This window comes from Streptomyces sp. TRD_SC_5, from assembly GCF_056836825.1.
Genome location: NZ_JBWZZS010000001.1, coordinates 6,948,756 through 6,972,351 on the forward strand (window position 1 = coordinate 6,948,756; position 23,596 = coordinate 6,972,351).

Annotated in this window: 27 protein-coding genes and 2 pseudogenes; 17 read left to right on the forward strand and 12 right to left on the reverse strand. The window is 68.4% G+C overall.

All coding sequences use genetic code 11. From position 1 onward, the window contains the following. The first annotated feature begins 262 nt into the window (after positions 1 to 262). The 3 genes from AC1P0E_RS31710 (at position 263) to AC1P0E_RS31720 (ending at position 1,994) form a co-directional block, all read left to right on the forward strand. Positions 263 to 856, forward strand: a complete 594-nt coding sequence (locus AC1P0E_RS31710) for a hypothetical protein (RefSeq protein WP_482745544.1) — start codon at positions 263 to 265, stop codon at positions 854 to 856. Between the two features lie 203 nt (positions 857 to 1,059). Continuing rightward, positions 1,060 to 1,416 (forward strand): DoxX family protein, encoded by a 357-nt coding sequence (locus tag AC1P0E_RS31715; protein ID WP_482745545.1) that lies wholly within the window; start codon positions 1,060 to 1,062, stop codon positions 1,414 to 1,416. A 266-nt stretch (positions 1,417 to 1,682) separates the two neighbouring features. Further along, on the forward strand, positions 1,683 to 1,994 hold the full coding sequence (locus AC1P0E_RS31720) for a hypothetical protein (RefSeq protein WP_482745546.1): 312 nt from the start codon (positions 1,683 to 1,685) through the stop codon (positions 1,992 to 1,994). On the opposite strand, the gene AC1P0E_RS31725 is transcribed toward AC1P0E_RS31720, so the two are convergent. Both AC1P0E_RS31725 and AC1P0E_RS31730 read right to left on the reverse strand, forming a co-directional pair. Continuing rightward, positions 1,991 to 2,476: an anthrone oxygenase family protein gene (locus tag AC1P0E_RS31725; protein WP_482745547.1), complete on the reverse strand. Its 486-nt coding sequence runs from the start codon at positions 2,474 to 2,476 to the stop codon at positions 1,991 to 1,993. The two genes, AC1P0E_RS31720 and AC1P0E_RS31725, sit on opposite strands and share 4 nt — an antisense overlap. A gap of 5 nt (positions 2,477 to 2,481) precedes the next feature. After that, complete coding sequence (locus AC1P0E_RS31730) at positions 2,482 to 2,892, reverse strand: nuclear transport factor 2 family protein (protein ID WP_482745548.1); 411 nt, start codon at positions 2,890 to 2,892, stop codon at positions 2,482 to 2,484. Positions 2,893 to 2,986: 94 nt separating this feature from the next. Here AC1P0E_RS31730 and AC1P0E_RS31735 point away from each other — a divergent pair, with 94 nt between their 5' ends. Beyond that, positions 2,987 to 3,637 carry a TetR/AcrR family transcriptional regulator gene (locus AC1P0E_RS31735; protein ID WP_482745549.1) on the forward strand — a complete coding sequence of 217 codons (651 nt, stop codon included), beginning with the start codon at positions 2,987 to 2,989 and terminating at the stop codon, positions 3,635 to 3,637. Here the strand turns inward: AC1P0E_RS31735 and AC1P0E_RS31740 are convergent. Together AC1P0E_RS31740 and AC1P0E_RS31745 are read right to left on the reverse strand one after the other, a co-directional pair. Then, entirely contained in the window at positions 3,615 to 4,928 is a 1,314-nt protein-coding gene (locus tag AC1P0E_RS31740) for a phytase (protein WP_482745550.1), read from the reverse strand. The genes AC1P0E_RS31735 and AC1P0E_RS31740 overlap by 23 nt on opposite strands. Before the next feature lie 247 nt (positions 4,929 to 5,175). After that, positions 5,176 to 5,547 (reverse strand): VOC family protein, encoded by a 372-nt coding sequence (locus AC1P0E_RS31745; protein WP_482745551.1) that lies wholly within the window; start codon positions 5,545 to 5,547, stop codon positions 5,176 to 5,178. 184 nt (positions 5,548 to 5,731) lie between these two features. Here AC1P0E_RS31745 and AC1P0E_RS31750 point away from each other — a divergent pair, with 184 nt between their 5' ends. Then, complete coding sequence (locus AC1P0E_RS31750) at positions 5,732 to 6,634, forward strand: glycoside hydrolase family 19 protein (protein WP_482745552.1); 903 nt, start codon at positions 5,732 to 5,734, stop codon at positions 6,632 to 6,634. Between the two features lie 112 nt (positions 6,635 to 6,746). On the opposite strand, the gene AC1P0E_RS31755 is transcribed toward AC1P0E_RS31750, so the two are convergent. Both AC1P0E_RS31755 and AC1P0E_RS31760 read right to left on the reverse strand, forming a co-directional pair. Continuing rightward, positions 6,747 to 7,628 (reverse strand): alpha/beta fold hydrolase, encoded by an 882-nt coding sequence (locus tag AC1P0E_RS31755; RefSeq protein WP_482745553.1) that lies wholly within the window; start codon positions 7,626 to 7,628, stop codon positions 6,747 to 6,749. 89 nt (positions 7,629 to 7,717) lie between these two features. After that, positions 7,718 to 8,809, reverse strand: coding sequence for a carboxylate-amine ligase (locus tag AC1P0E_RS31760; protein WP_482745554.1), 1,092 nt, complete (start codon positions 8,807 to 8,809; stop codon positions 7,718 to 7,720). A 213-nt stretch (positions 8,810 to 9,022) separates the two neighbouring features. Between AC1P0E_RS31760 and AC1P0E_RS31765 the strand changes: the two genes are divergently transcribed. Both AC1P0E_RS31765 and istB read left to right on the forward strand, forming a co-directional pair. Then, positions 9,023 to 9,607 carry an isochorismatase family protein gene (locus AC1P0E_RS31765; protein ID WP_482745555.1) on the forward strand — a complete coding sequence of 195 codons (585 nt, stop codon included), beginning with the start codon at positions 9,023 to 9,025 and terminating at the stop codon, positions 9,605 to 9,607. A gap of 244 nt (positions 9,608 to 9,851) precedes the next feature. Next, entirely contained in the window at positions 9,852 to 11,033 is a 1,182-nt protein-coding gene (gene istB / locus AC1P0E_RS31770) for an IS21-like element helper ATPase IstB (RefSeq protein WP_482745970.1), read from the forward strand. 103 nt (positions 11,034 to 11,136) lie between these two features. Here the strand turns inward: istB and AC1P0E_RS31775 are convergent, their stop codons facing one another. Then, the gene (locus AC1P0E_RS31775) at positions 11,137 to 11,580 is read right to left on the reverse strand and encodes a flavin reductase family protein (RefSeq protein ID WP_482745971.1); all 444 of its coding nucleotides are present in this window, start codon (positions 11,578 to 11,580) and stop codon (positions 11,137 to 11,139) included. Positions 11,581 to 12,380: 800 nt separating this feature from the next. Here AC1P0E_RS31775 and AC1P0E_RS31780 point away from each other — a divergent pair. Beyond that, positions 12,381 to 13,766 (forward strand): enolase C-terminal domain-like protein, encoded by a 1,386-nt coding sequence (locus tag AC1P0E_RS31780; RefSeq protein WP_482745556.1) that lies wholly within the window; start codon positions 12,381 to 12,383, stop codon positions 13,764 to 13,766. Here AC1P0E_RS31780 and AC1P0E_RS31785 read toward each other — a convergent pair. Beyond that, entirely contained in the window at positions 13,763 to 14,125 is a 363-nt protein-coding gene (locus AC1P0E_RS31785) for a DUF952 domain-containing protein (protein WP_482745557.1), read from the reverse strand. The two genes, AC1P0E_RS31780 and AC1P0E_RS31785, sit on opposite strands and share 4 nt — an antisense overlap. A gap of 139 nt (positions 14,126 to 14,264) precedes the next feature. Here AC1P0E_RS31785 and AC1P0E_RS31790 point away from each other — a divergent pair, with 139 nt between their 5' ends. Beyond that, entirely contained in the window at positions 14,265 to 15,671 is a 1,407-nt protein-coding gene (locus AC1P0E_RS31790) for an FAD-binding oxidoreductase (RefSeq protein WP_482745558.1), read from the forward strand. 62 nt (positions 15,672 to 15,733) lie between these two features. On the opposite strand, the gene AC1P0E_RS31795 is transcribed toward AC1P0E_RS31790, so the two are convergent. Next, positions 15,734 to 16,108: an STAS domain-containing protein gene (locus AC1P0E_RS31795; protein ID WP_482745559.1), complete on the reverse strand. Its 375-nt coding sequence runs from the start codon at positions 16,106 to 16,108 to the stop codon at positions 15,734 to 15,736. A 226-nt stretch (positions 16,109 to 16,334) separates the two neighbouring features. On the opposite strand from AC1P0E_RS31795, the gene AC1P0E_RS31800 reads away from it, so the two are divergent. The 4 genes from AC1P0E_RS31800 to AC1P0E_RS31815 all read left to right on the forward strand — a co-directional run bounded on the left by AC1P0E_RS31800 (position 16,335) and on the right by AC1P0E_RS31815 (position 18,225). Next, positions 16,335 to 16,766, forward strand: a complete 432-nt coding sequence (locus AC1P0E_RS31800; RefSeq protein WP_482745560.1) for an ATP-binding protein — start codon at positions 16,335 to 16,337, stop codon at positions 16,764 to 16,766. Between the two features lie 96 nt (positions 16,767 to 16,862). Further along, complete coding sequence (locus AC1P0E_RS31805; protein ID WP_482745561.1) at positions 16,863 to 17,216, forward strand: hypothetical protein; 354 nt, start codon at positions 16,863 to 16,865, stop codon at positions 17,214 to 17,216. A gap of 162 nt (positions 17,217 to 17,378) precedes the next feature. Beyond that, positions 17,379 to 17,798: a helix-turn-helix transcriptional regulator gene (locus AC1P0E_RS31810; protein ID WP_482745562.1), complete on the forward strand. Its 420-nt coding sequence runs from the start codon at positions 17,379 to 17,381 to the stop codon at positions 17,796 to 17,798. 10 nt (positions 17,799 to 17,808) lie between these two features. Continuing rightward, positions 17,809 to 18,225 (forward strand): VOC family protein, encoded by a 417-nt coding sequence (locus AC1P0E_RS31815; RefSeq protein WP_482745563.1) that lies wholly within the window; start codon positions 17,809 to 17,811, stop codon positions 18,223 to 18,225. Positions 18,226 to 18,725: 500 nt separating this feature from the next. On the opposite strand, the gene AC1P0E_RS31820 is transcribed toward AC1P0E_RS31815, so the two are convergent. Then, entirely contained in the window at positions 18,726 to 18,893 is a 168-nt protein-coding gene (locus AC1P0E_RS31820) for a hypothetical protein (protein ID WP_482745564.1), read from the reverse strand. A 110-nt stretch (positions 18,894 to 19,003) separates the two neighbouring features. Between AC1P0E_RS31820 and AC1P0E_RS31825 the strand changes: the two are divergent. Then, positions 19,004 to 19,210, forward strand: a pseudogene (locus AC1P0E_RS31825) (GNAT family N-acetyltransferase); the annotation flags it as partial. A gap of 297 nt (positions 19,211 to 19,507) precedes the next feature. Here AC1P0E_RS31825 and AC1P0E_RS31830 read toward each other — a convergent pair. Together AC1P0E_RS31830 and AC1P0E_RS31835 are read right to left on the reverse strand one after the other, a co-directional pair. Then, positions 19,508 to 20,089, reverse strand: coding sequence for a TerD family protein (locus AC1P0E_RS31830; protein ID WP_482745565.1), 582 nt, complete (start codon positions 20,087 to 20,089; stop codon positions 19,508 to 19,510). A gap of 248 nt (positions 20,090 to 20,337) precedes the next feature. After that, positions 20,338 to 20,421 (reverse strand): annotated as a pseudogene (locus tag AC1P0E_RS31835) (TerD family protein); the annotation flags it as partial. Positions 20,422 to 20,677: 256 nt separating this feature from the next. Between AC1P0E_RS31835 and AC1P0E_RS31840 the strand changes: the two are divergent. The 3 genes from AC1P0E_RS31840 (at position 20,678) to AC1P0E_RS31850 (ending at position 23,536) form a co-directional block, all read left to right on the forward strand. Further along, positions 20,678 to 21,079, forward strand: a complete 402-nt coding sequence (locus AC1P0E_RS31840) for a BlaI/MecI/CopY family transcriptional regulator (RefSeq protein ID WP_482745566.1) — start codon at positions 20,678 to 20,680, stop codon at positions 21,077 to 21,079. A gap of 3 nt (positions 21,080 to 21,082) precedes the next feature. Beyond that, complete coding sequence (locus AC1P0E_RS31845; RefSeq protein WP_482745567.1) at positions 21,083 to 22,015, forward strand: M56 family metallopeptidase; 933 nt, start codon at positions 21,083 to 21,085, stop codon at positions 22,013 to 22,015. A gap of 174 nt (positions 22,016 to 22,189) precedes the next feature. Further along, positions 22,190 to 23,536 (forward strand): LCP family protein, encoded by a 1,347-nt coding sequence (locus AC1P0E_RS31850; protein ID WP_482745568.1) that lies wholly within the window; start codon positions 22,190 to 22,192, stop codon positions 23,534 to 23,536. The last annotated feature ends 60 nt before the right edge of the window (positions 23,537 to 23,596 follow it).

Here is a 23,596-nt window from a genome sequence, read left to right on the forward strand (position 1 = left end):
CGCCGCACAGACCGCTTCGGCGTTCCAGCGGGCCGATCGCAGCAGCCGCTGCAAGGCATCGGACCGCCGGTGGACCGGCGTGTGCGGCCAAGCCCCAGCAGTTCTTCCGCTCCACACTGGACACCCGCAGCAGCTGACAAGATCGCGGGGCCCTGCTGGTCATAGGGCCCTGTCCCCGGCAGATCGCGCGCTTGAAGATTGCCGGACACCGGCAATGCGGCAAGGCCTGCCGCGCGTGCATGCTGGTGCCTGCCGACAGAAAATGGGGGCAGTGGAAACAGACACAGCCCGCAGCATGGCGCGTGCGCGGATGGGAGCGGGCCTGGGGGTGACGGTCCTTCTGCTGCCCTTCGGCGGCTACGGATTGGCACGGACCGGGGCCGTCCCCGAAGGTGCACCGGTCGTGCTCGGCCTGCTGTCCGGGATCGCCGGCTTCTTCCTCCTCACCGCACTGTGCGAGGAGCGAGCCCCGTTCCGACACTCGTCGTCACGTCTGACTGCGGGCACCCTGACCGGCGACCGGTCCGTCGACCTGAACCGGATCGCCACCGTCCGGCTACTGACGACCTTCTCGTACGGCAGGGCGTACCGCACCCTGTTGGTGCGCGACACCCACCGTGTGCGTCTGGGCATCACGACCGCGAGAAGCCGCAGGAAGCTGCGCCGAGCGATCGAGAAGGCGGACGCGAACGCCGCGCGAGGTGTCCCCGGACCCCGGGTGAGCCGTGCGGCCCGGGTGCATCTGGGCATGGCCCCTGGGCGGGGACTCGTTGTCCACACGGTTCTCGCCTTTGTGCTTCTGACGGTGCCCCTGGGCCTGTACGTGACTGTTGTGCTCCGACTCGGCGGGCAGTGAGTATTTGCTCCGCAATGGCTCATGAGCCCCCCCCACAACCCCTACCGGCGACGACTCAACCTTCCTCGTCGAGGAGTGCTGAGGCCAGGCAACAGGACACGCGGCGCCTGATGCGACACAGGGCATGTCACGTTCTTGGGGCGCTGCCTCGTCCAAGGGGCGAACACCCAGACGTCGTTCTCGCGAAGAAGAAGGAGCCTTCTGTGTTCGCCACCTACCTCGTGGTCACCCTCCTCACCTCGGCCGTCAACGGCTTGGTCGCCATCGCCAACTTCGTCGGCCACGAACACCCCAAGAGCCAGGCGGACAAGTTGCGCGTGCCCCGGTCCTGGATGCGCCCGCTGGGCGCACTGTTGGCGGCGGGCGCGGTGGGGCTCCTGGCCGGGTTCGCCGTGCCGGTACTGGGCACGCTCGCCGCCACCGGTCTCGTGCTGTACTTCCTCGGCGCGCTCGGTGTCCACCTGCGGGAGCGTGACTACCAGTTGGGCCCCTGGGCCGTGTTCTTCTGCCTGCCGGTGGCGGCCCTGGCCGTGAACCTGGCGTACCACAACCCCTGGTGAACCGGTGGCGTGATCAGCCCCGACCTTGAGATGGGCCTGCGAGGAAAGCGTGTCCGCAGGACGCGTTACGGCTCATGCCCGGTCAACGGCCCAGCGTCCCACTATTGGCCGAGTGCCGCCCGTTTCTGCGACCGTGTCCGAAGGAATCGAGCCCGGCCTGGGTACTCGTAACGGGGTTGAAAGATCCATCCGCAGGGCGACGCGACGTGCGGGGTTCACAAAGCCCCGTGAACGACGCCGTCTCACGTCCGGACCGAGGAGTCTGCATGACCACGTACGTCATCTCCATTCCAGGCACGTTCCTGCGCGAAGTGAACGACTCCGCGCGAACCGCTCTCGTGAGGCACCTGCGTCCCGCCGACCCCCAGCACACATCGCTGGGCCGGTCGGAGGACCTGGACATTCTCACCGTGAACGAGAACAACACGTTCAGCATCCGCCTGGAGGTGGACGCGGACGACAGTCACAGCGCGGAAGCGCACGCGAAGCAGGTGGCCGCCACCGCCCTGCGCAAGGCGGGCCTCACCGAGGACGAGGCCCCGCTCGGCCCGACAGCCGTAACCGGCATCGACACTTAGGGGGTGCCGTTTGGATCTTGAGCAGAGTGGCTTCGGCGCAGGGAGAGAAGGATCAGCAGCGCGAAGGCAGCGAACGCGGCGCCCGTGCGTGCGTAGTTGAACGCCTCCCAGCGGGCCAGGATCTCGGCGTGATCGGCGGGTGCCGAGGTGGCTGCCCACTGCTTGATGCGGCCGTTGATGGGGACGTTGCCGAGGCGGGTGATCAGGAAGGACGCAACAGCGAGGAGCCCGGCCCCTCCGGCCAGCCGCCGTGAGGCGCCACGTGTCATGGCGGCAAGCGCGAGCGCGCTGAGTGCCGACATGCCCATGGCGCCTTGCATGGTGATGCCGTTCATCTGCATCAACTGGGCATGGAAGGACAACCGCATGTCGAGCGGTACGGCGTTGAACGTGGGGACGAGGTTGGCCGCCCCGTAACCGAATGCGCCGGCGAGGGCGCCGGTGGACAGCAGGGAGAGGCCCAGGACGAGCCGGATACGCATGCGGATCACTTCCCCGTCTCCGGTGCGGTGGGGATGACGGACCGCGTGAGCTGCTTGGCTCGCCGCAGCAGGCCGTCAGGTGTGAACTCCGCGAACATGTGGACGCGCGTGGACACCGGCCCGCCCTTGCGCATCTGGGCGTGGATCGTGAAGCGGGTCGCGATCCGGCCGCCGTCCGCGAACGCCTCGTGCACCTCGAACCGGAACCCTCGCAGGTTCTTGCGTACCGGGCGGAGGTGAGCGAGGAGGCGGTCCCAGCCGAGTGGTACGCCGTCAGCGACTTGAACGACGTCCCGGGTGTAGTACCTGGACATCAGGTCACAGGCGTCTTCCGAGCCATGGACCACGGCGTCGGTGAAGGTCGTGAAGAAGTCGGCGATGAACTGCTTGGGAGGCTTCGTGTGGAGAGGATTCACCGTGCTCCTGCCATGCGTGGGCTGCACCCCGCAGCGATCTCTTACGTGCCTGTAAGATATAGCGAGATATCTATTTCTGACAAGGGTGTAAGAGTTGACTGCATTCAAGGCCCCGGGTGACTCGTCGCCGGCGCGGCCTCGCCGTCGCGCCGACGCCGAGCGCAGCCGGGTCGCGGTGCTGGACGCCGCGGTCCGGCTGCTGGCCGAGCGGCCCGACGCCGGAATGGCCGCCATCGCCGCCGCTGCCGGTGTGACCCGCCAGACCGTGTACGCACACTTCGGCACCCGTGACGCGCTGCTGGACGCTGTCGCCGACCGGATCACGGACCAGGCCATGGCCGCGATGGACGAGGCGGAAGCCAACGGCGGTCCCGCCCTGGACCAGCTGCTGCAGCTCCAGGAGATCGGCTGGCGGCTGTTCGAACGTAACCCGGTGCTCCTCCAGCTCGGAAGCACCCGCGCCGGCACCGCCGCCGACCATGCTCGGCATGAGCCCGTCGCAGCCCGGCTCACCCGGCTGATCGAGAAGGGCCAGGCGTCAGGTGAGTTCGACCCCGCACCACCAGCCACCTGGCTGGTGGCCGCAGTCACCGCTCTCGGCCACGCGGCAGGCGACGAAGTTGGGGCGCACCGCATGTCGGTGGAAGAGGCGGCAACATGGCTACGGACCGCCACGCTCGCCCTCCTGGGGACCAGAGGTAGATGGCCGCAACGTGGCGTGGTCAGTCGTCGATACGGTCCATGAGCTCGCCGAGGTCCACGAACTTGAAGTTGGTGGACTCCCGGTCGTCTTGTCCGTCGGCCGAGGCGTTGTGGCCGTCCTGTACGACGAGAAGGCCGCGCGGATACTTTTTGCCGAGCGGGGCGTTGAGTACCGCCGCGCCGTCGCACTCCTCCGAGCCGTCGAGGGCCTGCGAGGCCGGGGTGACGCGGAAGCCGCCCTCGTACTCGTTGGCGTCCTCGAGCTCACGGTCGTACAAGGCGAAGGTGTTGTCACCCTGGCTCGACGAGAGGATGTACCCGTCGCCGTCGGACTCGGTCAGCAGCGTCAGGCCCTCGACGTCGGCCGAGATCCGGGAGCCGCCGAAGCCGGGGTCGGCGCCTGCTGTGCACTCCTCGGTCTCCTCGTCGTACGCGCCGGGGACGCCGTACTCGCGGACCTTGTCGACGAGTTGGGGAGCGCTCGTCAGGTCGGCACGCAGGCGCCAGATGCCGACGTCCTCCTGGCCGGCGTACAGCATGCCGTTGGCCGGGTCGACGACCATGCCCTCGACCTGCGGGAGTTCGCCCGGCTCGGCGCACGGGGACCACGTGGCGCCGTTCGGAAGGCGGAAGGCGGACGGCAGATCGAGCGTGCGGACCTTGCGGTAGCCGACCTTGCCGCCCACGGTTGCGGTGAGCTCCAACAGGGCGATGCTGGTGCGCTCGCGGCGGCTGACCAGTGCGTAGGAGCGTCCGGTCGCGCGATCGGTCCAGGTGGCCAGACCGTACGCCGTGCGCTGGTCGTTGATCTCGTCCTGCCCGCCGGAGAAGACCGGTGCGGCGGCCGGGTCGGTGATGTCGGTGAGCGGGCCACCGGGGCGGTCGCGGTCGATGCGGTAGATGCGCAGCCGGTCGTTGCCGCGGTCGCTGGTCACGGCGAGTTCGGCGCGCCCGGAGGGCAGGCGAAGACCGGTCACGAGGTCGACATTGTTGAACCGTCCCGGAGCGTCGTCCGGATCGGCCGTCGAGGGGGCTTCGATCGCCTGCACCTGGCGTGCGTCGAGGTTGTACACGCGTAGGCCGCCCTCCTTGGCGGTGGCGATGACCAGGCTGCGGTCGGGGTCGCTCGCGTTGCGCCAGATGGCCGGATCGTCCGCGTCGGCGTTGCCGCCGGACTCGTCGTCGTGGAGCGCCGGAGTCTCGGCCCGGGGAGTGACGGCGGGCAACGGGTCGGCCACCGGCCCACCCGCTTCGGCGGGTGCGGCGAGAGTGAGCGCCGCCAGGGCGGCGCTGAGCGCGAGAGCGGTCGAGCGGAGAGTTCGGTGTCTGCTCACGAAGAGCCCCTCGGTGTCGGGAACATGGCAAGCGCAGCGTGAGCATGGAATGGTCGTCTTGCCCGCAGCACAAGAGAAGAGGGCGTCCAGGGGTGCGGGACGTGAACAGGCCGCCCCGTCGTTCATGGTCCGGCCGGCCGAACGACTGCCTGTCGCCGGGCATCCGGCACCCCGTGGACCGACTTGCGCGTTTCTGAGCCGTGTCCGAGTCGCAGGCTGCTGCTGGGTACGCCGAGGGAACACTCCGTCAGCCGTGACCGGTGTCGATGACGCAGAAGCGGTTGCCGTCCGGATCGGCGAGTACGACGAAGTCGGCGTCGTCCGGGTACAGGTCCCAGTCGACGCGCTGAGCGCCAAGGGACACCAGTCGATCGACCTCGGCGGCCTGGTCGGCCGAGTCCCCGGCGTACAGGTCCAGATGAATGCGCGGATGCTCCTGGGCCGGCGTCTCGCTGACGCCGAGTGACAGCTGGAACCCGGTCTCTTCCCCCGCTGGTACGAGCACAACCCAGTCGTCTTCCGTCTCCTCGCGCGGGAGGTATCCCAGGGCCTCCGTCCAGAACGCGGCCGCGCGCGGCACATCCGAGACACCCAGTACGACGGATCCAATTCTCAGCATGCGTCGAGTGTGGCGGACGGAGGCGATGGCGACTGTCCGAACGGATTCCCCTGCGACCCATTGGTCTATACCTTGACTCGATCATGACATCGCGCTTGAGTGTGGGGACGCAGCCCCCCACCGGCCGTACTGGAGCCCAACTCGACGCTTCAGTAGGGCCGTTGCGCCCAATAGGAGTGATCGAGTGCTGAGAACCCGCCTCTTGGCCCTGCTGACGGCGATCCTCGTCGCCACAGGCCTCGCCGCGGCGCTGACGCCCTCAGCGTCCGCAGCATCCGCCGCGACCGTTTGCGACACCGCGCCGAACTGGCAGCAGGGCGTCCGGTACACGACTGGCAACGTTGTCAGATACAACGGCGCGTTTTACATGGCCGAGCACGACAACCCCGGCTACGACCCGACCGTCAGTACCTGGTACTGGAACCCGTACACCTGTGGCGGCGGCGGTGGCGGCAACCCGTCCCCGTCCGGCTTCGTGGTCAGCGAGTCGCAGTTCAACCAGATGTTCCCGAACCGGAATTCCTTCTACTCCTACAGCGGCCTCACCGCAGCCCTGAGTGCCTACCCGGGCTTCGCCAACACCGGCAGCGACACGGTGAAGAAACAGGAGGCCGCGGCCTTCCTCGCCAACGTCAGCCACGAGACCGGCGGACTGGTCCACGTCGTCGAGCAGAACCAGGCCAACTACCCCCACTACTGCGACTGGAGCCGGCCGTACGGCTGCCCAGCCGGTCAAGCCGCGTACTACGGGCGCGGACCTATCCAGCTCAGCTGGAACTTCAACTACAAGGCGGCAGGTGACGCTCTCGGCATCGACCTGCTCAACAACCCGTGGCGTGTCCAGAACGAAGCCGCCGTGGCCTGGAAGACCGGCCTTTGGTACTGGAACACCCAGAGCGGCCCCGGCACGATGACCGGGCACAACGCCATGGTCAACCAGGCCGGCTTCGGCCACACCATCCGCTCGATCAACGGCTCGCTCGAGTGCGACGGCAAGAACCCGGCGCAGGTCCAGAGCCGTGTGAGCAAGTACCAGCAGTTCGCCCAGATCCTGGGTGTACCCACCGGCTCGAACCTCTACTGCTGAGACCGGACCGCCCCTGAACGGGCCGCGGACCGGGGAGACATCGTCCTCCGGTCCGCGGCCGCACCATGCGCGCGCCTCCAGGCTGCGGGCACGGCGGGGCGGGGCAGTACTCTCACTCCCGGCCGGGGTTGGTCGTCCAGAAGCCGCGCAGTGCCGTGACAAGTTCTTCGGGAGCTTCTTCGGCGATGTGGTGGCCGGAGTCGATGGGGCCGCCGTCGAGCCGGTTGTCCGCCCAGTCACGCCATACTCCGAGGACATCGCCGTAGAGGTCGGGCATGTCGTCGCGCGTGGCCCAGAGGACCTGGAGCGGGCAGGTGACGCGCCGACCGGTCCGGCGGTCGGCGTCGTCGTGGTCCCGGTCCACGCCCAGGCCGGCACGGTAGTCCTCGCACATGGCGTGCACAGTGGCCGGGTCGTGGATGGCGAGATGGTAGTCCTGGTAGGCCTCGGCGCCCATCTGCTCCGGGGTCGCCCCGTACCAGGCGTCAGGGTCCGCGTTGATGACTCGCTCGGCGGGTTTGTCGCTCTGTCCGAGGAAGAACCAGTGCCACCAGCTCTCGGCGAAGCGGGCGTCGCAGCGGCTCAGAGCCTCGCCGATCGGGACGGCGTCCAGCACCGTCAGGCTGCGAACCGCCTCTGGGTGGTCCAGCGCGAGGCGGGTGGCCACGTAGGCGCCGCGGTCATGGCCGACCACGGCGAAGCGTTCGTGCCCCAGGCCGCGCATCAGTGCAAGGCAGTCGCCGGCCATGGCGCGCTTGGAGTACGGGCGGTGCTCCACGTCGGTGGCCGGCTTGGAGGACCGGCCGTAACCCCGCAGGTCCGGGCAGACCACGGAGTACCCGGCGGCGGCCAGCAGCGGGGCGGCCCTGTGCCAGGTTGCGTGTGTGCGCGGATGGCCGTGCAGGAGCAGAACCGCCGGCCCGACGCCACCGTGACGCACCCGCAGCCGCGCACCGTCTCCTTCGCGCATGGCCAGTGTGAACCCCTCGAACATGACGTCTCCCTAGTGCCCGCCGACATTGCGGAACGTCTGCCCGAGGTCTCAGCAGCCATGCGAACACCGACCGCGCTTGTCCGAAGCGACTACGGCGCGGTGCTCTGTGTGGTGATCAGATCGATCAGGGCGGGCAAGCCCTGGGCCAGCGCGCGGCGCTGCCGGTCCGCGGGGGAGCCCTGCTGCAGGAGGCGATGGACCAGGGACCCCACCTCCCGCATGTCTCCGGCTTCCTCCAGCGCGGGCGTGATGTGCTCCATCAACTGATGGAGTACGTCCCCTGCGCTGCGGCGCTCACCCGCGGGGGAGACGAGCGAACCGCTGATGCCGTACCGCGCGGCATGCCAGTTCGCACCGTGCAGCAGCTCCTGCGGACAGCTGGGCGTCGCCGTCCCCATCTTCTCGTCGCGGATGGCTGTGGCGATCAGGGCGCGGACGATGCCCGCGAACATGACGGCGTCGTCAGCCCGGAGCTGAACGTCCATGCACCGTACCTCGACGGTCGGGTACCGCTCGGAGAGACGGGCCTGCCAGTAGAGCTGACCCGTGTCGGTGATGATGCCGGCGGCGAGCAGATCCTGGACCCGGTGATCGTGGTCGGCCAGGTCGGCGAAATGCGGAGGCGGCCCGCTGACGGGCCAACGTCCGAAGATCATGGTGCGCCAGCTGGCGAAGCCGGTGTCGTGGCCGTCCCACAGCGGTGAATTCGCCGACATGGCCACCAGCGCCGGCAGCCAGACCCTGATCCGGTTGAGAACCGCGACGCCCACCTGCGGATCGGGTACTTCCGCGTGTACGTGCATCCCATTGATCAGCTGCTCCGCCACCAGCTGCGGGGCCTGCGACTGCATGGCGAGGTAGCGCCGGTTGTGGCTGACCGGGACCGGCGCCGCCTCTCTGAACGGAGCTGTGGCGCAGGCGGCGAGCCGGCACCCGAGCTCTTCGGCCGCGGCACCGACCGCGTGGCGCAGCCGCAGCAGATGGCCGCCGACCTCGTCGAGATCCGTGCACACCGGGGTGGCGACCTCCACCTGGGCCTGCAGAAGCTCGGACTGCACCTCCTGGCGTTCCACGACAGGGGTCAGACCGGACGAACCGCGCACCTCGTCGGCCAGTGGCACCGGCATGCCGGTGTCCGGATCGAGCAGCAGGTACTCCTCCTCGACTCCCACAGTGATCATGTCCGGTGACTACCCCCAACCAACCCTGACGAACCAGGAGCAACACCTCAGCAGCACTCGCCGGACCCGAACGCGCCCGTGACCGTCCGCACACGCCCCACCGACCGGCCAGTACCGGGGTGGTGTGCGGGCCAGGCAGAGCGGCGCGAGCCCGCGGTCCCGCACATCCAAAACCACGTGCAGGTGCGCGGCGCCGACGGACATGATGACGGCATGAGCAATCACGCGTTTCCCATAAAGGCCCTGGTCGTTGTGGACGTTCAATCGGCCTTCGTCTCAGGTGACGGGGCAGTACCCGGGGCGGCCAAGCTCCTGGACCGTACGACGGACCTGATCGCACGGGCACGAAGGAGCGGGGCGCTCGTCGTCCACCTTCAGAACGACGGGCCGGCCGGGTCGGACGACGAGCCCCACACGCCCGGCTGGGAACTCCACCACCCCATCGAGGCCGGCCCCATGGAGGTCGTGATCCGTAAGACCGAGGACGACGGCTTCGAAGGGACTTCGCTGGGAAGCCTGTTGACCGCCTCGGCGGTACAGGGCCTCGCCCTCTGCGGCATGATGTCTGAGATGTGCGTCCAGGCGACGGCACGCACGGCCCTGGAGCGGGGGTACCGGGTCGTCCTGCCGCACGACGCCCACGTGACGCACGACATCCCGGCGGCACCCGGAATCAGCGACGGGGTCCCGGCCGCGACGGTCTCACGGGTCGCGGAATGGGCCCTGGGCAAGGAGCTCGAGGTCATCGCTCACGCCACAGACGTCACGTTCACGGCCCTGTCGTCGCGGTCCTACTGAAACAAGCTCACACGCGGCGCCGACCGCTCGGCGTTCGGCGGGCTTGCGAGAATGAACGATTCCTCGGGTGCGAGGCCCGGCAAATCGCCGCTGCGCGGCCCGCGAGAGGCGTTGTCCGACTGGAAATTCTATTTACCCCAAAGAGTGGCTCGAATTCAGATTTTCGGCGGTGGCCCACAAGAATACGAATCTCTTCCCACCGCTGGAGGTGCCGTTGTCTCGCCCCGCCTCGTCCCCGTCGACCATGATGACGCTCGGCTGTGCGTTGTTCGCCACCCGGTGGCTCCAAGCTCCGCTGTATTTCGGCCTGGTGGCTGCGCAGGGCGTCTACGTCTATAAGTTCTTCAACGAGTTGTGGCATCTCGTAGACCACGTCATCAGCGGCCGGGCGGACGAGACCCACGTCATGCTCGCCGTCCTCAAGCTGGTCGATGTGGTGATGATCGCCAATCTGCTGATCATGGTGATCGTCGGGGGGTACGAGACCTTCGTCTCCCGGATCGGGCTCCAGGGCCACCGTGACCAGCCGGAATGGCTCTCGCATGTCAACTCCAACGTGCTGAAGGTGAAGCTGGCCACCGCCATCGTCGGGATCTCGTCGGTGCACCTGCTGCAGATGTTCGTGGATGTGCACCACACGCCCCAGCACGACCTGCTCTGGGGGACGGTGATCCACATGGCGTTCATCGCCTCGGCGGCGATCCTCGCGTACATGTCCGGCCCCATGGCCTCGCACGAGAGCAAGGGCCACTCCGCACACGGGCCGCAGTCGGTGGTCCTGCCGCGGCAGCGGGACAGTGGGGACGAGGAACCGGGCTCCGCGGCGGAGGAGCGGATCGAGGCGGCCGGGTTCCCCGCGCGCAAGGTCCTGGAGATGTTCGACGACAGCCACCTGCGGTCGCCGGACCCGCAGACACTTTCCCGGTTGGGCAAGGCAGACTTTGTCGGCCGCAAGGGCAATGTGGTGTTCCTCGGCGCTCCGGGGACCGGCAAGACGCACCTGGCCGTCGCGTTGGGCGTACGGGCGTGCCAGGCCGGCCACCGGGTGCTGTTCGCCACGGCGGCCGAGTGGGCGGCCCTCCTCGGCGACGCGAAGGCCGAGGGCCGGCTGACCAAGGAGTTGGCGCGGTTGGACGACTTTCCGGTGCTGATCGTGGACGAGCTCGGCTACGTACCCCTGGAGGGGGAGGCGCCCCGCCTCCTCTTCCAACTCATCTCACACCGTTACGAGCGGGCCTCGCTGATCGTCACCAGCGACCGGCCGTTCGGCCGCTGGGAGGAGGCGTTCGGCGACGCCGGGGTCGCGGCGGCGGCGGTCGACCGCCTCGCCCATCACGCCGAGGTCGTCACCCTCGACGCCGACAGCTACCGGACGCGGGGACTCGAGACCGCCGCCGTCGCGGGGCGGGGAGGGCTCACGTTCTGACGCGCGGGAGCGGGGACGTGACAGCGGGTGTGCCGGCGGGTGCGTTGCCCTCGGCGTCTCGTGCCAAATGGCGTGCCCAGTGGCAAGCGTGCTGCCGCCCCGGTCAGGCGGGGTGACCGGGCGTCAGATCGGCGACGTCGGTGAAGCCGAGCAGCCGAGGACGGCCGGGCACGGGCGGGGATTCGGCCACCGGCGCCAGGAGGAAACCCACGTGGTCTCCCCCTTCGAAGCACTCCAGTACACGTCCGACGAACCAGGCGCAGGCTCCGTCCAGCACAGGGGTCCCGCCATCCTGTGGCTGCCAGGCAATGCCCTTGAACTTGTCGACGCTGTCGCCGGTCGCGCTGCCGAACAACTCGGCCAGCGCCTTGTCGTCACGGCGCAGCAGGTGCACACCCAGATGGGACGCATGTCGCGCCACGCGGTACGTGTGATTGGCCGTGGACAGCCACACCACGAACCGGGGCGGGTTGATCGAGCACTGGGAGGCGAAACCCACGAGGCATCCCGCCCGCTCGTCTGCCGCCGCGGTCGTCACCAGGTACATCGGATAGTCGAGCAGGTCGGTGAACGTGTCGAGCTCCACGAGGAGACCGTACCGCGCGCTGTGTCCGAGTCGGGCGAACGATGCGCACACGGCGTTGCAGACCGGCAGCGGGGGCCGGCCACCGGGCCCGCAGGACGAAGTCGTTCAGGCGCTGGTAGACCTCGCCGCTGTCGCGTGTGCGCACGGCGTTGTAGAAGTCGAGGGCGAACCGCGGCAGGAAGTTGAAGACGGCGGCGTGTCCCGTGAGGCCCTCCTGCGAAGCCCCGGTCAGGCATGGGGGCAGGAGGAGGATGCCGTCGGCCGCCTCGTCGAATGAGAAGTCGTCGCGGAAGTGAGTGACGACTCCTCACGCAGGGATGCTCGGCACCATGTCGATGGCGTGCTCCCTGAAGCTAGGATCGCGAAACGATTCCCGTCCAACACGAAAAGCGCATCTACCGATAAGGAAAGGGCATCGTTGTTGACGCCGGTGCAGCCGCTGCTCATCGCAGCACTGCTCGTCGCGGCCGCCGGCACCGGCCATCGCGCACGTCAACTCGCTGGGCAGCCTCGGCGGATTCGTCGCTCCGTACGGCTTCGGGGCCGTCAAGGAGTCCACCGGGCAGGTCACTTACGGCCTGCACGCCCTGGCCCTGTCTTCAGTGGCCGGCGCAGCACCGGTCCTCCTGATCCGCCGTTACCGCGCCCTGGCGGTCCCGGAACCCGGTGCCGCCGACGTATCCGGGGCAGCGCCCGCCCCTCGTCCGGTGACCTGACGGCCCTTCGCCTCCCTCCCCACCGACTCGACCCGAGGACTTCCCATGAGCGCCGCACTCCTCAGCATCTCCCAGCCGGTCGTCACGTCCATACGCGTCATACCCGTCGCCGGCCAGGACAGCATGCTGCTGAACCTCAGCGGCGCCCACGCCCCCTACTTCACCCGCAATCTCGTCGTCCTGACCGACTCCGAAGGGCGCACCGGAGTCGGTGAAGTCCCAGGAGGCGAGCACATCCGGTCCACGCTGCAGGAGGCTCAGGACCTGGTGGTGGGGCAACCGGTCGGCGATTACCACGCGGTTCTCCGAGCGGTACGCGCGCGCTTCGGAGACCGGGACACCGGCGGGCGCGGCCCGCAGACCTTCGATCTGCGGGTGACGGTGCATGCCGTCACGGCGCTGGAGGCCGCTCTGCTGGACCTCCTCGGCCAGCATCTCGGCGTACCCCTGAGCGCCCTGCTGGGCGAAGGGCAGCAACGCGAACGTGTCCCCGTGCTCGGATACCTCTTCTACATCGGTGACCGCGCGCACACCGACCTGCCCTACCGGGGCGAGCCGGACGCCCAGGACGACTGGCTGAGGCTGCGGAACGAAGAGGCGCTCACCCCGGAGGCCATCGTGAAACTCGCCGAGGCCGCGCAGCGGCGCTACGGCTTCCAGGACTTCAAGCTCAAGGGCGGCGTCCTGCCGGGCAGGCAGGAAGCCGAGACCGTACGAGCCCTTGCCGAGCGATTCCCCCGGGCCCGTATCACTTTGGACCCCAACGGCGCCTGGCCGGTGAAGGAAGCCATCGCCCTCGGCCGCGAGCTGACCGATGTCCTCGCGTACGCCGAAGACCCGTGCGGTCCCGAAGGCGGCTATTCCGGCCGGGAAACCATGGCCGAGTTCCGCCGTGCGACCGGTCTGCGGACGGCCACCAACATGATCGCCACCGACTGGCGACAGCTCGGCCATGCCATTCGCAGCGACGCGGTCGACATTCCGCTGGCCGACCCGCACTTCTGGACTCTGCACGGCTCGGTGCGGGTCGCCCAGATCTGCGAATCGTGGGGGCTGACCTGGGGTTCGCACTCCAACAGCCACTTCGATGTATCTCTGGCCATGTTCACTCACGTCGCCGCGGCAGCGCCCGGTGACATCACCGCTATAGACACCCACTGGATCTGGCAGGACGGCCGGCGCCTGACCACCGAGCCATTCGAGATCAAAGACGGCATGCTCGACGTGCCCACCCGGCCAGGCCTGGGGGTCGACCTCGACATGGAGCAGGTGGACGCGGCCCACGAGCTCTGTCGCAGCCTCGGGCTGGGGGCCCGGGACGATGCGACAGCCATGCGCTACCTGGTGCCCGGCTGGGAGTTCGACAGCAAACGGCCTGCGCTGGCGCGTGACGGTTCGGCCGCCTCCGGCCGGGCGGACTTCCGGGGTTAGTTCCGAGGCACCAGCTCCAGGGCCAGGCCCTCGTCGTCTCGTACGATCTCCATCACCGCGACCACCGCGCTGCGGTTGACCGGCCCCAGGACACGCGGAAACAGAGTGCCCGGCACCTGGGCCATGGGCGAGCCCGGCCCTGGAGCCACCCATTTCACCTGGGCATCGAGTTTGCTCTCGTCAATGATCAGGGCGACGAGCGGACCGGCGACCCGGTGGTGGAAGCGGGTGGTGGCTGCCAAGATCGTTTCCTCGGTGGGGGAGCAGTGCACGGACCCGTCCTTCACCAAAGAAGCAGGCGCATAGGGCCGGTCAGGGTCGGCAAGCCAGTCATCGAGAGCGACTACGTGATAGAGCATGGGCCAGTTATAGCGGGCTGATGCCTCATAGCGAGTCCGCCGTCAGGGGCGCGTCGCCGGACTGAGCAGCAGAGCTGGCAGCGGCTCCTCCACGGTGGGAGGCTGGCAGGAGAGGCCGATTGGGTGAGGAGCAGGGCCCGTGGGCGCAACCACTGCAGCCGCACATCTGGACGGCACAGCCTTCCAGGAGCTGGAGCGTTCCTTCTCCGGCAGGCTGGTCCGGCCCGGTGACCCTGCCTACGACGCGGCCCGGACGATCTGGAACGGGTCGATCAGCAAGTTTCCCGCACTCATCGCGTACTGCACCGGTGTCGCCGACGTCGTGGCGGCGCTCCGATGCGCCACGAACAGTGGTCTGCCGGTCGCTGTGCGCAGCGGCGGCCACAGTTTCCCGGGACAGTCGCTGTGCGAGGACGGACTTGTCATCGACCTGTCGGTGATGAAGGGCATACGCGTCGATCCGGAGAACCGCACGGTCAGGGCCCAGGCCGGGGTGCTGCTCGGGGCACTGGACCGCGAGACGCAGCACTTCGCAATGGCTGTGCCCTCGGGGATCGTGACGCACACCGGCGTCGCCGGGCTGACGCTCGGAGGCGGTATCGGCTGGCTGATGCGGAAGTACGGGCTCACGGTCGACCAACTGCTGTCGGTCGACATGGTCACCGCGGACGGCACGTTCCTCACGGTGAGTGAGACCCGCGAACCGGAACTGTTCTGGGCCGTGCGCGGCGCGGGAAGCAATTTCGGCGTGGTCACGGAGTTCGAGTTCCGGCTCAACCCGGTGGGTCCCACGGTGGTGGCCGGGCCGATCCTGTGGCCCATGGAGGAGGCGCCGAACGTCCTGCGCTTCTACCGGGACTGGATCGCCGACGTGCCCGACGAGCTGACGACCATCGTCGTCCACCGCAAGGCTCCGCCGCTTCCGGCTGTCCCCGCGGCGCTGCACGGCAGGCCCGTAGTGGCAGTGATCAGCTGTTACGCCGGCGACGTCGAGGCCGGTCAGGAGGTACTGCGGCCGCTGCGGGCGTTCGGGACGCCGCTGCTGGACCTGTGCGCGCCCAAGCCCTTCGTACAGCATCAGGCCATGTTCGACCCGTCGTTCCGTCCCGGGTGGTGGTACTACTTCCGGGCCTGCGACGTCGACCGGCTCGGCGACGAGGTCATCGACATCACCGCCGAGCACGCTTCGTGGATCGCCTCTCCGCTCTCGACCTGCGGGATCTTCCACCTCGGCGGTGCTGTCGCACGCGTCGGCGAGGACGAGACAGCCTTCAGCGGCCGAGGCACCGGCCACACGTTCAACATCAACGGCAACTGCGAAAACGCCAACGGCTTCGCCGAGGAGCGCCAGTGGGCACGCGACTCCTGGTCCGCGCTGGAGCCCTACCACGCAGGCGTCTACGTGAACTTCCTCATGGACGAGGGCGCGGAGCGCGTACGGCAGGCGTACGGGGAGAGCAAGCTCCGCCGACTGCGCAGGCTCAAGCAGCACTACGACGCGGCCAATGTCTTCCGCTCCAACCAGAACATTGCTCCGGACGGCTGACGGACGCCGAAGTGCCGTCGTTGCCGCCGGCCTTCGCCGCCCTGCGGACCGTCTCCCAACAACTAACAATCCGTCGGCGTATGCCCGGCGGCTGTACATCCGCCGCCGGCACTCACCGATTCGGCAAGGGTGCTGCGGACACGCAGAGCCCGGTCCAGGCCGGAGATCCGCAACACCGTCCACGTCAGAGGATGCCGCGCGACCACAGACACGGCCACGCCGTACGCCAGCGCGGTTCGCTGCACGCGCAGCAGTACATCAAGGGCGGCGGAAGTGACACCGGCCGTACGGATGTCGATGACCACGGTCCGTTCGCGCCCCGTGCGTACTGTCCGGCTCAGCTCGCGTGCGACAACGGAGGCATTGTCGATATCGATGAAGTCGGTCAGGGCGATCACCAAACACCGATCGGTGAGACGGTAGGGCGCGAAGAGCATGAGATTCCTTGCGAGCAGACCAACTGAACGGCCGCTTCCTGACCACGAACCGCCGGGTACCCCGAAGGCAGGCAGTAAACACGTGTAGCGTCGCCGTCCGGCCGCGTGATCCGCCGACGCATTCGCTGAGCGCGGACGCGTGGTGTGAGTACCCGGCGTGTGACGGGGAAGGCGCGATCTACTGTGAAAAGGCAGCGTGGGGGAGGAGAGGAAGGAGGAGGGTGCGATGGGCTTCGGTCCGCTCAGTGAAGACAGCATTTCCCCGCGCCTCAGAAATCTGACCGCCCACTTCCCCGGTGACGTCAGCGACGTAACGGGCGCACGCCTGACGACAGAGCATTTCCTGGACGACCTCACCCTCCATGTCCCGCCTGAGGCCTTTGAAAGCCGGGACGACATTTTGTTGACGGTCACGGAACTGGCGGCCAACGCGGTCCAGTACGCCCCCGGCCCCTTCGTGCTGTGCGTACGCCAAACGTACGACGGTATGCATGTAAGCGTCCGCGACACCAACCCCACCCCGCCTGCGCCCCGGCCTTTTGATCCGGCCCGAAGCACCGGGGGGATCGGCTGGCACCTCATCCAGGCACTCTCCCGGCAGGTCAGCGTCGTGCATGATCCCGGCGGAAAGGAAATCCACGTGTTTCTTCCTTGGTGAAACCGGGGCATTCCGGTTCTCGTGGCGCAGTGTACGTCGGCAAATGACCCGGCCGGAATGGACGTCAGTAAGGGCCGGAAAAGAAAGGTGAACGACATGACCACCCCTTCGAGCACACCGCACGACAAGGCCTCCCTCATCGGAGTACGGACGCACGCCGACATCGACCTCGCGCTCAAAGAGCACGCAGACAGGGACGGGTCTACGCAGTTTTCCTCGGGCGCGGCCGCCGCCTACGAATGGGCCATGGGCCGTACGGTCCGCTCACCGGTCACCGGCACGGACGACGCGCACGACGTTCCTGAGCTGTCGCTGCTGACCGCCGAAGTCGACGCGTCAGTGATCCAGTTGGAAGACCCGACCCTGCCGGACGAAGCCCGCGACTACATCCGCGGAGTACACGACGCTCTGGCCTGGATCTGCGGATACAGCGACCAGTACGCCCAGTAAGAAACCCCGGACGGTGCCAGGCGGAGCGAGGGCGCGGCAGTACTCGGACGGTGCGGCCCGCAGCAGTCGACGGGGCCTGTCCTCGGCGCACTGTGCTTTCGAGCGGCCAGGCTCCCACTGCGCCGACACCGGCGGCGGCCGGCGCTGTGGGATGGTGGTCGCGTGACTTTGGAGGACCTCGTCCGGCTGCGCCGGGCCCGTGACCTGATGGACCGCGAATACGCGAAGCCGCTCGACGTTCCGGCGCTGGCACGCGTCGCCCTCATGTCGGCGGGCCATTTCTCCCGTAGCTTTCGCGCCGCCTTCGGGGAGACGCCGTACAGCTACCTGATGACGCGCCGGATCGAGCGGGCCAAGGCGCTGCTGCGGCGGGGTGACCTGACGGTGACGGAGGTCTGCTTCGCAGTCGGCTGCACGTCGCTGGGGTCGTTCAGCTCGCGGTTCACCGAGTTGGTCGGCGAGAGCCCGAGCTCATACCGGGCCCGCAGCCATGACGAGGGCGCGGCCATCCCGGCCTGCATCGCCAAGATCCACACGCGACCGGTCAGGAATGGAGAAGCGAACCCGGCCCCCGGCCCGTAGCGTGAAACGCATGGACATCAAGCTTTCACAGTGTTTCATCGCCGTCGACGACCACGACAAGGCGCTCGCCTTCTACCAGGACGTTCTCGGCCTGGAGGTGCGCAACGACGTCGGGTTCGAGGGGATGCGCTGGGTGACCGTCGGGTCGCCCTCGCAGCCGGACGTGAACATCGTCCTGGAACCGCCGCTGGCGGACCCGAACGCCTCGCCGGCCGACAAGCAGGTCATGGCGGAGCTCATGGCGAAGGGCCTGCTGCGCGGCGTCATCTTTTCGACCGACGACTGCGACGCGACCTTCGAGCGCATCAGCACGGCGGGCGGCGAGGTGCTGCAGGAGCCGACCGACCAGCCCTACGGCGTCCGCGACTGCGCGTTCCGCGACCCCTCCGGCAACATGCTGCGCTTCAACCAGCCTCGAAGGCAGTGAGCTGCGGTCCCGCGAACCAGCGGCCCGGGCGGTCGGCCGGGCCGTGGAGGTCGACCGCGGCCCAGGCGTAGAAGTGCTCGCCCTGGGAGCCTGGGCCGCTCGTACGCGGCGTCGGCTGTGATGTCCACAGTGGGGCGCCGAACGGCGTGCTTTCGAGTGACTGCCTGCGGCCATCATGGGCACTCAAATAAGTTTGGCCACCGTGACTACTGGTGATCGGGCGGGGCAGACGCCCAAGCATGAACGGGGACCAAGAGCTTGTCAGCGAGGATTCGGGAGCCGAGCGGACCGCCGGTGACCAGGCCGTTGAAGGCGTAACGGACGCTGTGTCCGCCGCCGTTGCTTCGGTGCGTCGGCAGCTGGCCCGGGTCCATGCGGGGTTGCCGCCCCTCGAAGAGGATCCAACTGCGACTTGGGAAACTCCCTGACCGACCTCGGCTCCGAAGCCTCGGACTGGCGGACAGGCGTTCTTCCTGGCCTCAGGCGAGCGGTTCGCGCGGCTACCTGGTCTCCACCGCTGCGGCGGAGAACTCGACGGCGACGTCGTACAGACCGGGACTTGACGTGACCGGCGTCTGTGGGTTGTCACGCGCGGCTTGGGTGCGCTGTCGGAACTCGGTGTCCGCAGTGGCGGCCTCCCACGCCTCCTGGCTTTCCCAGTGGGCCACGTTGACGAGCCAGCACTTGGAGGAGCTCGCCGCGCAGTTGAGCTCAACACAAGCCGTGGCGGTCTTCGCAGAACTCCGCGTCGACGGGACGGGCGGACGGACACGTGGTGGCCGGGCGTGGCTCGGGGCGGGTTTTTGTCAGCTGCCATGCCGCTGAGGAGACCCGGCGGGCCGGCGTGCATCTGCTGCGGGTCGACCGCTGGGCGGGCGGCGGGGGCGAACTGGTCGCGTTCTACGAGCGCAACGGGTTTACCCCCACCGACCGTTTCCTGTCCGATGCCTGGCCGGGACAGGTGCTGGCGCGGCGGATCGGCTGACGGCGCGGGCAGTGCGGCCGACGACGGGCTCGTGGTGCTGGTGGCCTTCGAGGGGGCGTCGAGACCACGGCTGATCTCGTCGTACGCATCCTGGTAGCTCGTCGACGTTCGGTGGCACGAAGCGCTTCTTCCCCAGCGACGGCGTTGACGTAGCGCGTACTGCGGTGCGCGGCCCGCCCGGGCGACGTGCGTAGAACTCCCGGGCGGGGCGCAGGGCGTCCGCGGCGCCGTGCAGCACATCGCGCCCGCCGCCGCGTCGCAGGCGGACAGCTTCACAGGGCCCCGCACGTGGTGTCCTTACAGGTGAGTGACGATGGCCGGCATGAGGTCCTGGAAGGTCCGTCCGTCCGCGGGGCTGCCGATGGCAGCCATCTGCCAGCCGGTGCCGCTCCGCTGCACCTTGGCCATGACCTGCGCGGTGTGGCGGCCGCCTCCCGTGAGCGTGTAGCGGGCGAGTTCCTGGCCGGTGATTTCGTCGAGGAGGCGGCAGAAGGCGTTGTCGACTTCCTCGAAGGTCTGGCCGGTGAAAGAGTTCACCGTGAAGACGATCTGGTCGACGTGTACGGGCACGCGCTGCAGGTCCACGATGACCGACTCGTCGTCGCCGCCCTGGCCGGCGCCGCCGACGCGGTTGTCACCGGTATGACGGACGGAGCCGTCGTCGCTGACGAGGTGCTGGAAGAAGACGACGTCCACCGGCTTCTTGTCGGCGAAGAGCACCGCCGAGGCGTCCAGGTCGATCTCCCGGGCGGTGAGCTTGGCGAGGAATCCCTTGCGTTGGGCGGCTTTCCAGCCCAGTCCCATCCGTACGACGGTGAGCGCGCCGCCGTCGGACTTGCTCAGGCTGATCTGCTGGCCCTTGGAAAGGTTCACGGACATGTGTGCCTCTTCGTGTGGTTGCGGTGCCGGTTGTGCGGGTTGGAGGACGCGCTGAGTGACTGGCTGAGTTCAGGCGCCTTGTTGTTTCTCGGAAGTACCTTGCGCCTTCATCACCTTGCCCTCGCTCTTGAGGATGCATGCCGCCTTGCCCGCGTTGCGGGCCAGTTCGGGGGCTCAGGTCGTAGCGGGCGCGCTCGGTGCCGCCGTCCTGGTTGACCACGCGGATGAAGGCGTTGCGGACCTGGCCGCCCCAAGCCCACCAGTACGGCGGACAGACCCGGCGGCTCCTTGCTCAGCGAGACATTGCCGCCCTTGGCGAGGCTCACACCCATGTCGCTTCCCTTCCCCAGACCTCAAGACCCCAAGACCTGGGCCCGAGAACGGGAACACCGCTTCGGACCCTCGTATGACAGCACAGAACCTGAAATCTACAGCAATGTAGAAACGGGTAGGGAATGTGAACCGGTCATGTCGGCGGGCGCGTTCCGGTCGGCCGGCTCGTCGCCGGGGCGGGCATTGGCTGACCAGTACGATGCCTCCTCGACGCTCGTACGGTTCGCAGCGGCAGAACGCAAAGGAGGCCGCGCCATGGTTGACGGTACGGAGGAGGCGAGCCCACGTGGGCGCGGTCGCAGACGCCAGGGCGAACTCGAGAGGCAGGTGCTGTCGGTGCTCGGCTCCGCGCCCGGGCCGGTGACCGCCGCGTGGGTACAGGAACAACTCGAAGGCGACCTGGCCTACACCACCGTCATCACGATCCTGACCAGGCTGTACGCGAAGAGGGCAGTCACCCGCACCAGGGCGGGCCGGTCCTTCGAGTGGACGCCGGTCGCGGACGCGGCCGGCCTCGTGGCCATGCGCATGCGCAAGCTGCTCGACAACCAGGACGACCGCGACGCGGTGCTGTCCAGTTTCGTGTCGTCCCTGTCCGCGCACGACGAACAGTTCCTGCGCTCCCTCCTCAACGAAGCCGACGATCCGGAGCATTGACCGATGGGCGTCTTCGTCTTCCTGCCCCTGATCCTGCCGCTGACGGCACTGCCGATCGCGCGGCTGGCCGAACAGCACCTGCACCCGCGCAACGCGGCGCTCCTGCTGACCTGGGTGGGGGCGATCCTCGCCGCGTGCAGCACGCTGTGCCTCGGGCTCCTGGTCGTCGTCGGTACGGCGCAGCTGCCTGGCAACCCGCTGCCGGACAGCTGGTCCGATCCCGAGGTGCGGGAGGCCGTTCCGTACGACGAGGTGGCCGGCAAGGCGTCCATCGGCGTCCTCGCCCTCGTGGTCGCGGCGTGCGCGGTCACGGTCCGGCGGCACTACGGATTCCGCGTCCGTGCCCACCGCACGCTGGCCGCGCTTCCCGACGCCTCGGAGGTCGCCGTACTCACGGATGACGTGCCGTACGCGTACGCGCTGCCGGGCTCTCCCGGCCGGATCCTGGTCTCCACCGGCATGCTGTCCGGCCTGCACGAGGCGGAGCGCCGCGCGTTGCTCGCCCATGAGCGCGCCCACCTCGCCGGACGGCACCACCGCCTTCTGCTCACGGTGCAGCTCGCCGGCTGCGCGAACCCGCTGCTGCGCCCGCTCCGTTCAGCGGTGGGCTACAGCACGGAGCGCTGGGCCGACGAGGAAGCGGCCCAGGTCACCGGCGACCGCCGGACGACGGCCCGCGCCGTGGGCAAGGCAGCGCTGATCTCCCAACGCGCGGCAGTGCCCGGCTTGGCCGCCTTCGCCGAGGCGGGCCCGGTGCCGCGCCGAGTCGCCGCGCTGCTGGCGCCGGTTCCGCCGGCCGGCGGCTGGCCACCCGCACTGACCACGGCCGGTGTCGCCGCCATCTTCGCCGCAGCCGGAACCGCCGCTTCGACCTTGTCCGCGCTCAACGCGGCGATCGCCCTGTTCTTCGTTCTGGAATCTGCCACCTACGGCTAACCCGGTGCATCCTGCGCCGGAGTTGCTTGTCTCTACGCGACAGTAGAGTTTCACTCACCGCACGGAGCGGCAGTTGAGGACGTACGAGCGCGAAGGCCCGGAGGATGCCAGGTGGGTACGCAGGACAGGAGGCGGCGCGGTCGCCAGGCACAGCCGACGCGGCGACGCCGCAGGGTGGAAGACAGGTCCGCCCGGCTGACGCGACGCGGGCGAATAGCACTGTGGACCGGCGGGGCGCTTGCCGTCGTCGTGCTGGTGACGGCCGGGGCGGGGGCCTGGGTCTATCAGGGCCTGGACGGGAACATCAATTCCGCGGACGTCGACAACAAGCTGGGCGGTGACAGGCCGGTCAACCTGAGTCCGGGCTCGAAGAACATCCTGGTGGTGGGATCCGACTCGCGGGACGGTGCCAACGCGAAGTACGGCAAGGACCTGGACACCATGCAGTCGGACACGCTGATGGTCATGCATCTGTCCGCGGACAGGGAATGGGCCGCAGTGGTGTCTCTGCCGCGCGACTCCTGGGTGAGCCTCCCGGCCTGCGATCGCGGCAACGGCACGAAGTCGAACCCCCATCACGCCAAAATCAATGCCGCCTTCGCCATCGGTGGTACGAGCGGTGATGTCTCGGGAGCCGCTGCCTGCACGATCAAGACGGTGGAGCAGAGCACCGGTCTGCGTATCGACCATTTCATGTCCCTCGACTTCCAGGGATTCAAAGGCATGGTCAACGCCCTTGACGGTATTGAGGTCTGCCCCAAGACGGCGATCCGCGACGACGACGCTCACCTCGACATGGATGCCGGGTGCCAGACGGTCAAGGGCGAGGACGCCCTCGGTTACGTTCGTACGCGCTACAGCGTCGGTGACGGTTCGGACCTCGGGCGCATCGGCCGCCAGCAGGAGTTCATGGACGCCCTCGCCGGCAAGGCCCGGCAGAAGCTCACCAGCCCGACTTCCCTGTACGACTTCCTGGACGCCGCCACCAAGTCCCTGACCACCGACAAGAGACTGGCGGGGATCAAGCCGCTGTCCGGTCTCGCATCCGAGATGAAGGACATCCCGAGTGACCGGCTGGCCTTCCTGACCGTGCCCAATTACGGACGGGTGGCGGACGTACCCTCCGACAAGGCCAACGTGGTGTGGCAGTACCCGCAGGCCGCCGATCTCTTCACCTCGTTGGCCAAGGACCGTGAGGTCGAGAAGGCAAAGCTCGAGGCCGACTCCAAGGGGCCGGTGTACGCCGCTTCCGTGCGCGTACAAGTCCTCAACGGCAGCGGGATTCCCGGCCAGGCGGCCAAGGTCGCCGAAACGCTGAGGACCGCGGGCTACAACGTCACTGGCACCGGCAACGCGCCTGCCTCCGCGGAAAAGACCGCGGTCACATACCCGCAGGACCTCGAAGCACAGGCCGGTGTGCTCGCTTCCCGGCTGCCCGGTGTCGCGGCAAAGCCGGATGCGGACGCCACGGCGGGCGCCGTCACTCTCGTGGTGGGTGCGGACTTCACGGGAATTCGTTGACGCGAGCCTTGGCGCGGCGGTCATCGCCGACGAGTCTCGTGAATGAGGCCGGAACGCCGG